The organism is Pseudomonas sp. KBS0707, assembly GCF_005937945.2.
Taxonomy (GTDB): Bacteria; Pseudomonadota; Gammaproteobacteria; order Pseudomonadales; family Pseudomonadaceae; genus Aquipseudomonas; species Aquipseudomonas amygdali.
In genome coordinates, this window is record NZ_CP041754.1 from 1,896,309 (window position 1) to 1,911,133 (window position 14,825).

Annotated in this window: 12 protein-coding genes; 6 read left to right on the forward strand and 6 right to left on the reverse strand. The window is 57.1% G+C overall.

Features of this window, described 5'->3' with window-relative positions; all coding sequences use genetic code 11:
• Window positions 1-97 precede the first annotated feature (97 nt).
• Window positions 98-1,684, reverse strand: coding sequence for a lytic transglycosylase domain-containing protein (locus tag FFH21_RS09015; RefSeq protein WP_002552745.1), 1,587 nt, complete (start codon window positions 1,682-1,684; stop codon window positions 98-100).
• 99 nt (window positions 1,685-1,783) lie between these two features.
• A complete protein-coding gene (gene gloB / locus FFH21_RS09020; protein WP_004664360.1) occupies window positions 1,784-2,563 on the reverse strand; it encodes a hydroxyacylglutathione hydrolase in 780 nt (259 codons plus the stop codon).
• 81 nt (window positions 2,564-2,644) lie between these two features.
• Between gloB and FFH21_RS09025 the strand changes: the two genes are divergently transcribed.
• Window positions 2,645-3,406, forward strand: a complete 762-nt coding sequence (locus tag FFH21_RS09025; RefSeq protein ID WP_011168173.1) for a methyltransferase domain-containing protein — start codon at window positions 2,645-2,647, stop codon at window positions 3,404-3,406.
• A 46-nt stretch (window positions 3,407-3,452) separates the two neighbouring features.
• Window positions 3,453-3,902, forward strand: coding sequence for a ribonuclease HI (gene rnhA / locus FFH21_RS09030; RefSeq protein ID WP_011168174.1), 450 nt, complete (start codon window positions 3,453-3,455; stop codon window positions 3,900-3,902).
• Window positions 3,903-3,923: 21 nt separating this feature from the next.
• Here the strand turns inward: rnhA and FFH21_RS09035 are convergent, their stop codons facing one another.
• Together FFH21_RS09035 and epsC are read right to left on the reverse strand one after the other, a co-directional pair.
• On the reverse strand, window positions 3,924-4,829 hold the full coding sequence (locus FFH21_RS09035) for a VOC family protein (protein WP_004664362.1): 906 nt from the start codon (window positions 4,827-4,829) through the stop codon (window positions 3,924-3,926).
• Window positions 4,830-4,844: 15 nt separating this feature from the next.
• Window positions 4,845-5,609 carry a serine O-acetyltransferase EpsC gene (epsC, locus tag FFH21_RS09040; RefSeq protein WP_004660721.1) on the reverse strand — a complete coding sequence of 255 codons (765 nt, stop codon included), beginning with the start codon at window positions 5,607-5,609 and terminating at the stop codon, window positions 4,845-4,847.
• A gap of 259 nt (window positions 5,610-5,868) precedes the next feature.
• On the opposite strand from epsC, the gene dnaQ reads away from it, so the two are divergent.
• Together dnaQ and FFH21_RS09050 are read left to right on the forward strand one after the other, a co-directional pair.
• Window positions 5,869-6,648 (forward strand): DNA polymerase III subunit epsilon, encoded by a 780-nt coding sequence (gene dnaQ, locus FFH21_RS09045; RefSeq protein ID WP_002552751.1) that lies wholly within the window; start codon window positions 5,869-5,871, stop codon window positions 6,646-6,648.
• Window positions 6,649-6,669: 21 nt separating this feature from the next.
• A complete protein-coding gene (locus FFH21_RS09050) occupies window positions 6,670-7,224 on the forward strand; it encodes a GNAT family N-acetyltransferase (protein ID WP_011168175.1) in 555 nt (184 codons plus the stop codon).
• Between the two features lie 46 nt (window positions 7,225-7,270).
• On the opposite strand, the gene FFH21_RS09055 is transcribed toward FFH21_RS09050, so the two are convergent.
• Window positions 7,271-7,486 (reverse strand): hypothetical protein, encoded by a 216-nt coding sequence (locus FFH21_RS09055; protein ID WP_002552753.1) that lies wholly within the window; start codon window positions 7,484-7,486, stop codon window positions 7,271-7,273.
• A gap of 211 nt (window positions 7,487-7,697) precedes the next feature.
• Between FFH21_RS09055 and FFH21_RS09060 the strand changes: the two genes are divergently transcribed.
• Complete coding sequence (locus tag FFH21_RS09060; RefSeq protein ID WP_004660698.1) at window positions 7,698-8,267, forward strand: NADPH-dependent FMN reductase; 570 nt, start codon at window positions 7,698-7,700, stop codon at window positions 8,265-8,267.
• Window positions 8,268-8,404: 137 nt separating this feature from the next.
• A complete protein-coding gene (locus FFH21_RS09065; RefSeq protein ID WP_011168177.1) occupies window positions 8,405-13,630 on the forward strand; it encodes a dermonecrotic toxin domain-containing protein in 5,226 nt (1,741 codons plus the stop codon).
• A 43-nt stretch (window positions 13,631-13,673) separates the two neighbouring features.
• Here FFH21_RS09065 and FFH21_RS09070 read toward each other — a convergent pair whose 3' ends face one another.
• Window positions 13,674-14,825 (reverse strand): acyl-CoA dehydrogenase family protein, encoded by a 1,152-nt coding sequence (locus FFH21_RS09070; protein ID WP_011168178.1) that lies wholly within the window; start codon window positions 14,823-14,825, stop codon window positions 13,674-13,676.

The window sequence follows — 14,825 nt, forward strand, 5'->3', positions numbered from 1 at the left end:
GCTTGTTCCAGCTGGAAAAAGACTGCAGGTGACTGCGCCGCCGGGGCTGCATCGGCCACCCGCCCCAAGGTTATCGAAGGGCAAGTGGCCGAGGTCATCAGTGCGGCAGGTAAACGGTCAGGGTCTGACCGGGTTTGAGGGCCTGCCCGCTACGTGGATTCCAGCGCTTGAGATGCTGCATCTCGACGTTAAAGCGCTTGGCGACCAGGTACATCGAGTCGCCTTTCTGGATCTTGTACTGCATGGATTTCTTTTCGCCGTCTTTGGCGCTGGCGACCGTTTTACTGCTGGATTTGCTGGTGTCCTGCATGACCAGCGTCTGGCCGACCTTGAGCTTCTTGCCGGTCAGCTTGTTCCAGCGTTGCAGGTCTTCGACATCCACCTTGTTGGCTTGCGCGATGGTGGTCAGGTTGTCACCGCTGCGCACCTTGTAACTTCGGGTACGTGACGGCTTGTCGTTGCTGGCCAACGCTTCGAACACGGGCTGTGAATTCTGCATGCCCGGCTTGACCGGTATGCTCAGTGATTGACCGACCTTCAGGCGGTTGCCGGACAGCTTGTTATTGCCCTTGAGCGAGCTGACCGTGACCTGATAGCGACTCGCCAGGCTTTCCAGAGTATCGCCCTTGCGTACGCGGTAAGGCTGCCAGGCGACCAGCTCTTCCTGTTTCATGGTCAGCAGGCTGGCAGTCAGCAGTTGCGCCTTGGACGTTGGCACCAGCAGATGCTGAGGCCCATCGACGGTCAGACGCTTCTTGTAGGCAGGGTTGAGCTGGATAAGCTCATCTTCGTCAATATCGGCAGCGCTGGCCACTTTGGACAGATCGACGCGCTTGTTGAGTTCGACGACTTCGAAATAGGGCTGGTTGGCGATCGGATTGAGGTTGACGCCATAGGCTTCCGGCGACAGTACTACCTGGGACAAGGCCAGCAGCTTGGGCACATAGTCCCGTGTTTCCTGCGGAAGTGGCAGATTCCAGTAGTCGGTCGGCAGGTTGAGCTTGTCATTGCGCTCGATGGCACGGCTCACTGTGCCTTCGCCCGCGTTGTAGGCCGCCAGGGCCAGCAACCAGTCGCCGTTGAACATGTCATGCAGGCGGGTCAGGTAATCCAATGCGGCAACAGTCGAGGCCTGGATATCACGACGTCCGTCGTAAAAGCTGGTCTGACGCAGATTGAAATAACGCCCGGTCGAGGGGATGAACTGCCATAGACCTACAGCCTGGCTGCGTGAAACGGCCATCGGGTTGTAAGCGCTTTCGATGACAGGGAGCAGAGCCAGCTCCAGCGGCATGTTGCGTTCTTCAAGGCGCTCGACGATGTAATGCATATACAGGCTGCCACGCTCGCCAGCGTTTTCCAGAAAGGAAGGGTTGTTGGCGAACCACAGGCGCTGCTGGTCGATACGGGGGTTTTGATCGTTGCCTTGTTGCAGTTGAAAGCCCTGACGCATGCGCTCCCACACATCTTGTGGCGGGGCGAGGGGAGTGACGGGCTTGTGAGACAGGAAAATCGGTTTTTGCTTGATGCCGGCGGCCAGATTAGGCGTGCGATGGCTGCTGACCGGGTCGACGCTGGCAGTGCTCTGGCAACCGGCCAGAAGCGCACTCGCGGTGACAGCCATGGCCTGAGCCAACCGAGTCAATGCGTCCGAATGTGAAGGCTTGCTGATAGATGACGACATTGTTCGGGGGGTACATCCAGACGAAAATGTCGGGCGATTCTAGGAAGCAGCCTGCCGTCGGTCAACCTTTCAGAATTTTATTGCGGTTTTATGGTCGGGTCAGAACTTATCTTTCCATGCCCTCAAGCTGGCAAAGACCGCACTCTGCGAGGTGTTTTGCCCGCTGCTCCGTTCGTCCGCTTTTTCTTTAACAGATGTTTCCCGGGTTCGCAGGAACGGGTTGGTGCGTTTTTCCAGAGCCAGGTTTGAAGGAAGGCTGATGCGATTTTCACTACGCCAGCGGATGACTTCGGCGAGGCGTTGGGCAATATCCTGATTATCGGGCTCGACGGCCTGGGCGAAGCGCAGATTACTCAGCGTGTATTCGTGGGCGCAATAAATCAGCGTGCTGTCCGGCAGTTTGGCCAGACGCTCGAGGGAGTCATGCATCTGCTCTGGCGTACCCTCGAACAGACGTCCACAGCCTGCTGCGAACAGCGTATCGCCGCTGAACAGCAAGGGCGTTGTAGCGTCTTCATGGTAGAAGGCGATATGACCGAGCGTGTGGCCGGGAACTGCATGCACCACAAACTCGAGGCCGAGCACTGTCAGTCGGTCATGGTCGACCAGTGCGACATCGCGTGCCGGAATAGTCTCTGCCGCAGGGCCGAGTACGCGTGCCCGGGTCGCCTGCTTGAGTTCCGCCACGCCGCCGACATGATCATTGTGGTGGTGGGTGATGAGAATATCGGTCAACCGGTAGTCTGGATGCTCCGTCAGCCAGCCCAGCACCGGTTTCGCGTCGCCAGGATCGACCACCGCGCATTGCTGGCTCGAAAGGTCTTGTAACAACCATATGTAGTTGTCATTGAAAGCAGGAAGGGCGTGGATCTGTATCATGGCGCAGTTCGCATAGCGGCGGACAATGGTGCATCTTAGAGTCTGTTGCCGCTGTACGCGAGCACCTCTGGAGGAGAACTCATGACCGATGAAGCGTTCGCTCAGGCTGATCCTGAGTGGCTTGCATTGATCCGCGCTGCCCGTGAATGGCTTTCCGGGCCGCTGGGGCAGCTTCTGCTCGAAGAGGAACGGCGCATTCTCGACGAAGAGCTGGGGCGGTATTTCGGCGGCTATCTGGTGCATTACGGCCTGTCGGCGCAAGCGCCGCCGGTTGCCCCGCAGGTGCAACGCAATGTGCGGCTCGGAGCACCATTGCCGGGCGTCGAGATTGTCTGCGAAGAGCAGGCCTGGCCATTGAGCGAACACGCGGCGGATGTCGTGGTACTGCAACACGGCCTGGATTTCTGCCTGTCGCCCCACGGGCTACTTCGTGAAGCAGCCAGCAGTGTTCGGCCGGGCGGGCACTTGCTGATTATCGGCATCAACCCCTGGAGCGCCTGGGGCATGCGTCACGTGTTCGCTCGGGATGCGCTGGGCAAGGCGCGCTGCATCTCATCCTCGCGGGTCGCCGACTGGCTGAACCTGCTGGGCTTCGCGCTGGAGAAACGGCGCTTCGGATGCTATCGTCCGCCCCTTGCTTCAGCGGCATGGCAGTCACGCCTTGCTGGGCTCGAAAGCCTCGGCGAAGGACGTCAGAGCCCCGGTGGCGGCTTCTACCTTCTGGTGGCGCGTAAACTGGTGGTAGGCCTGAGGCCTGTACGTCAGGTACGCCGCGACCCTATCGGCAAGCTGATTCCCATGCCGATGGCCAAGGTCAGTCGCAACACTCAGGATCATTCCTGAGCAATGCCCTGCTGCACATGAAGCCCATCATTCTGGAAAGGTCGTAATGAGCGATAGCGTTGAACTCTTCACCGACGGTGCCTGCAAGGGCAATCCTGGCCCGGGCGGGTGGGGTGCCCTGCTGGTGTTCAAGGGTGTCGAAAAGGAGCTGTGGGGTGGCGAGGCCAACACCACCAACAACCGCATGGAGCTGACGGGTGCCATTCGCGGGCTCGAAGAGCTCAAGCGTCCCTGCGAAGTGACGCTGGTGACCGACTCTCAGTACGTGATGAAAGGCATTACCGAGTGGATGGTCAACTGGAAGAAACGCGGCTGGAAAACCGCGGCCAAGGAACCGGTCAAAAATGCCGATCTGTGGCAGCTGCTCGATGAACAGGTCAGCCGGCATAACGTGAAATGGCAGTGGGTACGAGGCCATATCGGCCATCCCGGCAACGAGCGTGCCGACCAGCTCGCCAACCGTGGTGTTGACGAAGTGCGTGGTATAAAAAGCTGATAGTCGTCAGTCGACGTTCAGTCAGACACTCTGTACGAAATCGAGGATGACATTGCCTGCCGCGTGCGGCGCCACGAGGACGCGGTCCGGTATTTCATGGCCCCGTATTTCATGATGAGCCACGTCATTACGCGCCAGTATTGCGCGCAGATCGTTGAGGCTCGTGGTGCGCAGCCGGATGGAAATCGCATGGGGGCGCTCCCTGGTAATTGCAGGTAGTTCGACGCCCGGAAATTCCAGGGCAGCTGTAGCGGCGTCAATCGCTCGCAATAAGCCGCATCCGGTATCAGCTTCCAGCACAGTACCGTTGTATTTCACTGCATCGCCATAGATAGCTCGCCAGCGGGGTTCAAGCCGTTTGGGGGCTGCCAGATAAGTGATTGCCAGAATCCCGTCTGCACCATTGGGGTGGTTCTGCCAGCCGCGCACCCAGATCAGTTCAGGACGATGCTGATGGCAGATAAAGTTGGAGGCGTCCGGGAGTTCCGGGTCGATGAAGAGCGCCAACGAAACAACAGCTTCATCGTCGCGACCATCGGGGAGCGTCATTTTTCGACGAAAATCAATACGGCCCTGGCTTTCAAGCCCTGCAGCCGCCATACGCGCGTGGTCATCGTCGGCATCTTTACTGTGCAGCGCCACCAGCGAAACGCCTTCTTCGCCGCGGTCGAGGAATTGACCCAGCTGACGTCCGAAGCAGAAACCGTTTACCGAGTGGGTGCCGAATTTCGAAGCATCTTCGACGCCGATCAATTCGATAAAGTTACTGGGAAACATCATCAACGAGGTGACGGTTCCCCAAGGGTGGTAGCTGACCGGCGACGGCGCGAAGCCCATTCTGCGATACAGCTCCAGAGCCTCGGCATGATTACGCACGGTGACAAGAGGATGATCGATACCCTGCGCAAATTGAGCGACGGCTGTCATGGTAATAGCTCCTGATTAGCCTTTGGATTTTGTCGTAAAGGTCGCCAGAAAAGCAGGGGCATTACCCACCACCTTTGCCGGTGTGCCAGCGACGACCGTTCCAGCGCCCACAGCTTTGAGTACGACCGAGTTGGCCGCCACAATGGCATTGGCTCCTACTTCGATGTTTCCCAGAACGGTTGCTCCGGCGCAAATAAGTGCGCCTCTGCGGATTTTCGGGTGTCGGTCGCCTGCTTCGTTGAGGGTGCTGCCCAGCGTGACACCGTGCCAGAGGCTCACTTGATCTTCGACTACAGCGGTTTCCCCGATAACAAGGCCGATGCCATGGTCGACAAACAAGGATTTGCCGAGGCGTGCCGCCGGGTGAATATCGATGCTCCAGGTGTTGGCCGCCCAGTTCTGTACTAGCACCGCGCTTTGCTCATCGCCCTCAGCCCACAGTGCATGGGCGATGCGGTATGCCTGAACGGCCTGTATGCCACGGAAGGTCAGAAAGGCGGTGAGGTGATCCGGGCAGGCAGGATTGACGGTTTCCAGATGGTTGATATCGGCAGCCGCTGACTGAGCGACGGACGGGCTGGCCTTTATGATCGCCTTGAACCAGTCTTCCAGCGCCACGTTACTCGCTTGGGCCTGCATCTGTCGGGCAAGGTTCGCAGCGAGCGCATCCTCGAAAGTCGAATAGACCAGCAGGTGGCTTGTCGCATAATCGCCGAGTACCGGGTTGCGCTCGGTCAGTTGCCGGGCTTGATCGCGAAGGCGCTGCCAAAGAGGGCTCATATCGATCTCCTGTTGCCGATGGGTCGAGTATGGACACGCGGCAGACGCGTCAGCAATCATCGCAAACTCGGAACTCTGTTGCCTTTATCGCAACTCATGGTGCAACTCGGAGGCGTGCGAGTTCCGGGTAAAATCGCCGAATCCGTTGTATCCCTGCAGCGCCTGCTGACGTTTATCCCTTTCAATTGCGGATGGATCCGACAGGCTCGCAGCTTCCATGGCGTGTTAGAATCGCGGCCTGTAGATGAGGCGACAGTCAATGGCATTACAAAACCTGGATAACAGATCAATCGTTCTCGATACCGAAACCACCGGTATGCCGGTGACAGATGGTCACCGGATCATCGAGATCGGTTGTGTCGAGTTGATTGGCCGGCGCCTGACCGGTCGGCATTTTCACGTCTACCTGCAACCTGATCGCGAAAGTGACGAAGGCGCGATTGGCGTTCACGGTATCACCAACGAATTTCTGGTCGGCAAGCCCCGGTTTGCCGAAGTCGCCGATGAATTTTTCGAATTCATCAAAGGCGCGCAACTGATCATTCACAACGCAGCGTTCGATGTTGGCTTCATCAACAACGAATTTGCCTTGATGGGTTCGCAGGACAGGGCTGATATCACCCAGCACTGTTCGATCCTCGACACCCTGATGATGGCCCGCGAGCGCCATCCGGGGCAGCGCAACAGTCTGGATGCCCTGTGCAAGCGCTACGGCGTCGACAACTCGGGCCGCGAGCTGCACGGCGCACTGCTCGACTCTGAAATTCTGGCCGACGTCTACCTGGCGATGACCGGCGGACAGACCAGCCTGTCGCTGGCTGGTAATGCCTCTGACGGCAACGGCTCCGGTGAAGGCTCTGGCAACCGAGGCAGCGAAATCCGCCGTTTGCCTGCCGATCGCAAACCTTGCCGCATCATTCGTGCTTCGGAAAGTGAACTGGCCGAGCATGAAGTCCGTATGAGCACCATTGCCAAGGCATCCGGTGCACCTGCTTTGTGGGTACAAATGCTGGAAGCCGCAGCGCAGACGTCCTCCTGACAGCAACCAGCGAGTGGTGACATGAACGTGGCAAACCCTGCCTTGAGCATTCGGATCGCAGACGAATGCTTCGAGGACTACATTCTCAATAGCGAATTCACGTTTACAGTGCTTGGCTATGCCCAACCGCGTATCGGCGAAAGCGTTGATTCATGGCAGGTTGAGTCGGTCGAGCCGTACAGCAAGAATTATGGTATCGATTCTCAGGAGTTTGCCGATCATCGCGATGCCGCCACGAGTTCGGTGATGGTGGCCTGGCTGGATGACCGCCCGGTTGGCCATATCGTGATGAGCACTCACTGGAGCGGGTTCGCCTATATCGATGAATTGGCGGTAGACGAGTCGGCGCGTCGTCATGGGGTCGCGCGTTCATTGCTCGATGTCGCTCAATTCTGGAGCCGCAAGCGCAATCTGCCCGGCATCGTTCTGGAAACCCAGAACAATAACCTGGGTGCCTGCAGGTTGTATGAGCGTTGTGGATACGTGGTAGGCGGGGTGGATCATATGCGCTATCGAGGCATAGATCCCAACACACGTGAAACGGCGATTTTCTGGTATCTGATCTTTTCTGACTAGCAACTTCCCGCTGGCAGCGGTAGCTCGAGCGGGAGTTCTGTTTGTATTACGGCGTTGTACGGGTGATTTTCACGCCCGATTGCACCAGTTGAAAGTCTTCACCGCCCAGATGCTTGACCCGGTCACCAATTGCCAGTCTGTAAGTGATTACCGGCTGCCCGCCCTGCACCTCACCCGGCTGCGATTCCTGGAATTCATGGACCGGGTAGACGCGACCTTCGGCGTCTCTGGCATGAAATTGTCCGACGAGAACTGAAGCCATTTGCTCTGTAACCTCTGAAACTGAATATAACTGCTGGTTTACGAATCCATCGAGGCTAGTAGACCACTGATCTATAGGTGAGTTTGCCGGCAGAAAAAAAATAATCCGGGCGGTTGTGGCGCGTCGGGGAATTGACCAGGGCAATGGTCGTCTAAAGGCGGCTGTTGTTGTATACCTGATCTTCCCTATTAATCAGATGACGGATATTTTCATGAGCCAGGTTCATACCATTGCCGTATTGGTCGGCAGTCTGCGAAAAGACTCCATCAACCGAAAAATTGCGCTTGCCCTCGCGGAGCTGGCACCTGCCAGCCTTAAACTGAATATCGTCGAAATTGGCGATTTGCCTCTGTATAACGAAGACATTGATGGCGCTTCTCCGCCGCCAGCCTACAGTGCATTTCGCGACCAGTTGGGCGCTGCCGACGGCGTGCTTTTTGTAACACCGGAATACAACCGTTCGGTGCCGGGTGCCCTGAAAAATGCCATTGATGTGGGCTCGCGTCCTTACGGCAAAAGCGCTTTCAGCGGCAAACCCGGCGCGGTCATAAGCGCTTCTCCGGGTGCTGTCGGTGGCTTTGGTGCCAACCATCACCTGCGCCAGTCTCTGGTATTTCTGGACGTGCTGTGCCTTCAGCAGCCTGAGGCATACCTGGGTGGCGCTGGAAGCTTTTTCGATGAAGCGGGCGCACTGTCCGACAAGACACGGCCATTTCTGGAGAAGTTCATCAACGCCTTCGCTGCATGGGTTGAAAAGAACGTCCAGCCTTCCGTTAACTGATGTGAGCGACGTGCGCCTGCGGCCCCATTGCTTTATGTAACGCAGGCGCGTCGTGCTACCTCAATAAGCTGTTTCCTTTTCCTCTGCCACGTGCCCCGGCGCAGTGAGCGATGAGGGCTATTCAAAGGAAACAGCACATGCCAACAGTACTTCCCTATTTTTTCAGCGACTCTCTGCGCAGCCGATTCACACAGGACATTCATGACGCAGTCGGCAGCTCACGCATCAGCAGTGAAGATGGCAAGTGGCTGCAATTATTGGTCGGAGTAAGTGTTGAGCCCAACAGCGATGCACCCCGTCCAAGAGCTGATCGGCTGATCATAGGCGACAATTCGCCCGATAACGCCGAACTTGCGGGTGCCTTGTTAATCAGCGACCCCACGCCAGGTGTCGCGCCAGTCTTTTTGAGTACCCTGACCTTCGGGGTTGAGCGATTCGAGAGCCGCACTTCGCTGCTAATTGCCTTGCAGCAGCGGTTTGGCGACGTCAGCGATATATCGACTATCGAGGCAGAGCGTGTCGAGGGCTCGCTCTTCGAAGCGCGTACGCTGGCGATCATGCGCCAGCAGGCCGGGCATCTGGAACGCCTGTTGGTCCAGTTGCAGGAGCTGCCGGACCTGCGAGCTGCGGCAGGCAAGGCCTTGCAGACGGCGTTAGTGCAGAGAGGCGTCGCAGACAGCGTCGACGTTTTCAGTCAGGTGGTGCAGATTCTGGGCACTGACCCCGGAGCCAATCCGGTGGTGTCATCGGTAGTGGGCACTCAGTATCTGGCTGATGCTGCTGTGCAGGCATTTTCCCTGAACGTTCTTCCGACGGGGCTGATACGGCAATTTCTGGATGCGCGGGGCCTTGTCTTGCCGCAAGCGCAGAGCGAGCTTTTCGAGCTGGCGCTGGCTGACGTGGTTTCGGGAGTCCGCGATGCATACGAGCAATTGCTGTCTGACTACTGGATGTCAAAACGACAGGACGGCCGTACAGTAAGAGACTTTATTGGTCATGCGCTCGCTGAGTGTTTTCTTCAGCATCTTTTATCGAGCCGGGCACATGGCACGATGACTGAAGCAGAGTATCGCTGTTTGCTCAGCCTGTTACCCTCGCAACCTGGGAATGCACAGTCGATACGCGTTCAACGGTTGTCAGTCACCGTTGCGGGACAGGAGCCTGTCAAGCTGGTGGGCGTGTTCCTGATTGATTTTCCCGCAGAACAGCCGTCGAGTGCGTTTCTCTACTTCTCGCTGTCGGGCTTCTTGCGCTTTGATGATCCGGCTCGTGCAATAGCGCACGTACTGAGCGACCCCTTACGTGCCGAGCTGCTGTTTTATTCATCCCTGAACGATCACCTTGCCATTAAAGAGAAGGGTAAGGTCGAGTCGTATCAGGATGCGTTCGCCAACGTGTTTTTCAGTGAATTCGCTGACTCTGTGATCGCTCTGCAAAAGCGCAATCTGCGTTATGTCCTGGGCCTGCCACCGATCCAATATGAAAAAAATCCGGTTCGGGTTGATGATGCACTGGATATTCGCGGACTCCTGGATGGCCGGCTATCAAACCTCCACGACTCAGGGCGCTGGCGTCCGGAAGTGCTGCCCTTTGGCCAAACCTGGGGAGCCTCGATCCAGGCTAGCGTGGGGGAGCATCCGAAGCTTGTTTCCGAGCCTTCTTACAACTGGATTGGCAAACTGAAGAAGCTTGATGTGTTGCTTGAGCGCGTTGATGTTCTGCATGCCGGTGTAGAGGGCTGCATGCGTCACGCGCTGAACCGTTACCTGGCTGTAATTGGAGGACCACCTCTGGATGCCCGCGCCCTTTGGATCTTGCCGGCTGCCATGGATGCGGTGCCTGTGCGGCTGCTTTCGTTGGCGCTTGACCGCGTTTGCGGCTACACGCAGGACCCCCTGTCAGACAGCGTGGTGGTGGCAGGGCTGATAACTCCGGTTCTGAATCGGCCATTGCAACGCCTGCCGTTGGCATTGCTCGAACACATACTGGTCTGTGTACAGGAGGAGTTTCCTCGCCGCTTCGAAGAGCAAATCAGCCAATTCTATTCACGTACGGTTCGTCAGCTGGATAGCAGCGAGCGCCCCGGTGTGATATCCGGCCTGGTCCGCGAGTATGCACTGCGCCTGGATTTGCTTGTTGAAAAGCGTACAGGTTTGCTTCCCGAGTCGGTCATCGAGAGCGTTCAGCAATTACTGGACCGGCCACTGCCTGGTCTCAGGGAGGCGCTGGGTGAGTCACAGGTCGATGCGTTCACCGTTTCTGTTCAGTTCGATCCTGAATCACCTGCAATCCAGGTGCCCAACGCGTTCGTGATCAATAACAGGCTTGCTCACAGCTCGCCCGCTCTGTGGGTACTGAGCAAGGGACTTGTATGTTTCGAAACCCTGCAGGCACTGAAAGACTACATTGCTGCGCGGTTGACAGGTTTCGAACTGGTTTCGCACTTGTCGGGGGTTCTTGCCGAGCCGGACAGGCAGAGGCTGCTTGATCATCGTACCCGGACTGGCACGCTGGATCTCAAGGTAAAACTGCAACGCATTGAAGAGCATTTCATCGAAACGTTACAACGTGGCGAGGTGGAACGTCAGCGAAGCACCGTGGCGTATCTTTATCAGCAGGCCGTGACTTGGCGGGTACCGTCAGAACTTTTCGTCAACCTGCTGAGTGCAGGAGAGCGCGATGACCGAAATCGCCAGGCTCTTGGCTATCTGGGCGTTGCCATCCAGTTCATCATCTACAAAGCCATCGTCCCTTCATGGGTCAGCGAAGCGTCGGGGAATGATCAGATTACGCTGGTGAATGCCCTGCAGCGGTTCTATGTGACCTGTGTCGGCCAGAAAGATTTTTTGTTTGATATACCCAGTCTCTATGACTACTCCTGCGAGCGACTGAAAAGCAGGTTCAACACCGATTTCACCGAGCCTCGCCCTGACCCTGAAAGCGTCCGGGTGACAATGGCGCATTACATTCCCGTCCCGGTCGCACCGGGGCAGACACCCCAGTCGATACCGGCGGCCACACAATCAGTCAGCGAAACCCTTGTGGAATATGCCATCGACCGTTTCCTGTCCAGGCAGGACGGGGTCATCCTTCTCTCATCAGCGGACGATAAGCCACTGAACGCGTCGCTCACTCCGGCTTACGTTCGTGATCTGGTGAGGTCGCTGGACATCGCTGCGGGTTACCGGAGCATGCTCGAGCCGATCCTTGCCGCGACTGCTCCTGATTACCTCAAGCGACGCAAACTGTTCGTCGATCAGATCCCTTCGCTGGATATACTGCGAGCGTTTGCGCTCAGGCTCAAGAATGAGTTGTCCGAGCAAGCTTATATGGTTATCGAAAACGTTCTTGATATGCCTGATGCCATTGCACGCCTTCCCGTCAACGGCTGCAAGATGGTATTCAGCCCCCTGCAGTTGCTCCCTGCCAAGGAAGGCTGGGAGCCGACCCTCGTACTCAATACGTATCTGATGGGGCCGCATGAAAGCCAATCGGGACCGTGGGTGCTTTACGCGCCACTGCACGACGAATTTGTTTTCAAGGAGTACCCGGACCAGGCTGCGCTGTTGAGGGACATCCATACCTCTACCTATCTTCAAGCGTACATTCTGGATCGTGTTGATCCCCATTTGCGCAAAGTCTATGACAAAGGTGGCTTCGTGGAGCCGCATCTACCTTTCAGTGCAGAATCCTCTTTTGACGTGCCCTTTGATACTCCTGCACCGGTGACCGTGCAAATCGATCCCTATAACGGTAACTGTCTGCTGCTGATGTTCGAGGGCGCTCTGGATACCCTGAAGTTACAAGTGCAACAGCACAGCGTCACTAATGCCGAACAGCGCCGCGCTGCTTCCCGGTACCTGTTCACTCTGGGGGCCGAGCAAGTCATGGCACTGATGCCGGGGCGTCTGGGTGCATTGGTTGGTATCATCCAGGGGCAGGCGCTATTGAATCTGTCGGTCATCTCGGCCGGGGGGCAGCACTGGGGCAAGGCCCTGTCGGAGTTCATGGCTGCCTTGAGCGTAATGATCTCTTCCGGGCAGAACTCTTCGGCATTCACATCACGTACGGTTGACGAGACCAGCACGTTACCGGACGACGCTGCTCTGTCCGACACGCTTTTGCAACTGGAAGATGAGCCCAATGAGTCCGGGTTTTCCTGGAGCAATAGCTCACTGACGCAGCAGATAAGAGACCGCCTGCGCGAATTCGAAGCTCATGAGATCGCCTTGGACACGCTGCAAAGGGATGAGCTGTTAAGTGTCTACCGCGATCCGGCCACCGATAGAAAGTATGCAGCCATTGGTGGTAAGACTTATGAATTGCAGTCCGATGAGGACGGTTGGTTCATTATTGCGGGCAAGAAGATTGGCCCCTCGGTCAGTCTTGATGCCGATCAGCAATGGAAACTCGATATTCAGGGCGGACTAAAAGGTGGCGGTGGTGCGCTTACCCGTATTGAAGGCAGCGTCATTGATGATCTGGTTGACGACCTGATAGTCATCAATGCTCGAGGTATGTCCGAGATTCGACATTCCTATCGAGAAATGGCCCAGGCCATCGAAGATGCATATGTTCAGGCTCAGCATTATCTGGAAAACTGCCTGGCCAACCTGACCAGGCGATCGCCGGACGGAAAGCCAGATCCACGGACGGAAAAGATACTGGCTGATTTTTTTGCTCAGAAGGTCCCGGATGAGCATGTGTATAAAGTCACCAAAAAGGCCGTTACCAAGATTTACGAGGAGTTGATGAGCCCTTCGATGTCGCCTATCGACTCCAAGCGTTACGTGGTCGGCATTAACCGGGTGGGCAACGAGTCCGCCAGTGCGTTTATCTTCGAAGCTGACCCATTAAGGCGGGTTTTTCTGACTGAGCAGTTCTTTCGTTTGCCTACCTACCGTTTCAAGCTCAACGTCATTCGCTCGGGTGAATTCAAACATGGTCCGCATTATCGCGCCACGATCCTGATTCATGAGTTATCTCACCTGGTGCTCAAGACTGACGACATTGCCTATCTCGAATCTCAGGCGCCATTTGTTGATTTGCTGGATGATGCATCGGAGTATCGACTGCACATCAGAAACGAGCTGACCTATCAACAGCAGAAGACCCTGTCCTACCACACTGACCGCGACAAACTGTTCAGGCAGCTGGATGAAGACGCGTGGCGCGACTTGAGGCGAACGGACGGTAATGGTAAGCAGACGATTCTGCGGATAGCGGGTAAGAAGACCCTAGATGAGGCTCGAGACGTGTTTTACGACGATGTTCGCAAGCGTATCGACATCACGCTTAAAAACGCCGACTCGGTCGCGTTGCTGGTGACACTGCTTGGGCGGGAGCGATTCATGACGCGCTGACAGCATGCCCCGGCGACAGGCATCGCCGGGGCAGTCGCGTTTATCAGACCAGGTAGTGACGCAGTTCGCGGGCAATCAGCAGACGCTGGATCTCACTGGAGCCTTCGTAGATCTGGGTGATGCGCGCGTCGCGGTAGTACCTTTCGACAGGGTAGTCTTCCAGGTAGCCGTAGCCGCCATGAATCTGGATTGCTTTGGAACACACCCACTCGGCCATCTCCGAAGCGAACAGCTTGGCTTGCGAGGCTTCGGACAGGCAGGGCTGCCCGGCGCTGCGCAGGCGCGCGGCATGCAGAATCAACAGCCGCGAGGCATTGATGCGGGTGTGCATATCGGCCAACAGGTTGGCGATGCTCTGGTGCTCGATGATCGGCTTGTCGAACTGCACGCGCTCACGCGCATAGGCCAGCGCGGCCTCAAACGCGGCGCGGGCGATGCCCAGGGCCTGCGCCGCGATGCCGATACGGCCACCTTCCAGATTGGAGAGGGCAATTGACAGCCCCTTGCCGCGCTCGCCCAGCAGGTTGGCCGCCGGGATTCGGCAATTGTTCAAGGTGACGGCGCAGGTGTCGGACGCCCTGATGCCCATCTTGTGTTCGCTGCGGTCAACCACGAACCCCGGGTTTTCGGTGGGTACCAGAAACGCTGACAGGCCCTTTTTACCAAGCTGCGGGTCGGTCACGGCAAACACAATGGCCAGTTGTGCGCGTTTGCCGTTGCTGACGAACTGTTTGGCACCGTTGATGATCCACTCATCACCTTGCAACTCGGCACGAGTGCGCAGGTTATGTGCTTCGGAGCCCGCATGCGGTTCGGTCAGGCAAAAGCAACCTATAGCCCGACCGGTGGCGAGCTTTTCCAGCCAGGTGTGTTTCTGCTCATCAGTCCCGTAATTGAGCACTGGCCCGCAGCCAACTGAGCTGTGTACGCTCATCAGCGTGCCGGTAGCTGCGTCGGCAGCGGAGATCTCTTCAACCGCCAATGCATAGGCGACATAGTCGATGTAGGTACCGCCCCACTGCTCCGGCACCACCATGCCTAAAAGGCCCAGCTCGCCAAGTTTGGCGACCAGCGCATCATCGATCCAGCCGGCCTTTTCCCAGGCCTGGGCGTGCGGGGCGATTTCGTTGCGGGCAAAGTCGCGCGCCATGTCGCGAATCATTACCTGTTCTTCGGTCAATTCAAGGTCGTGCAC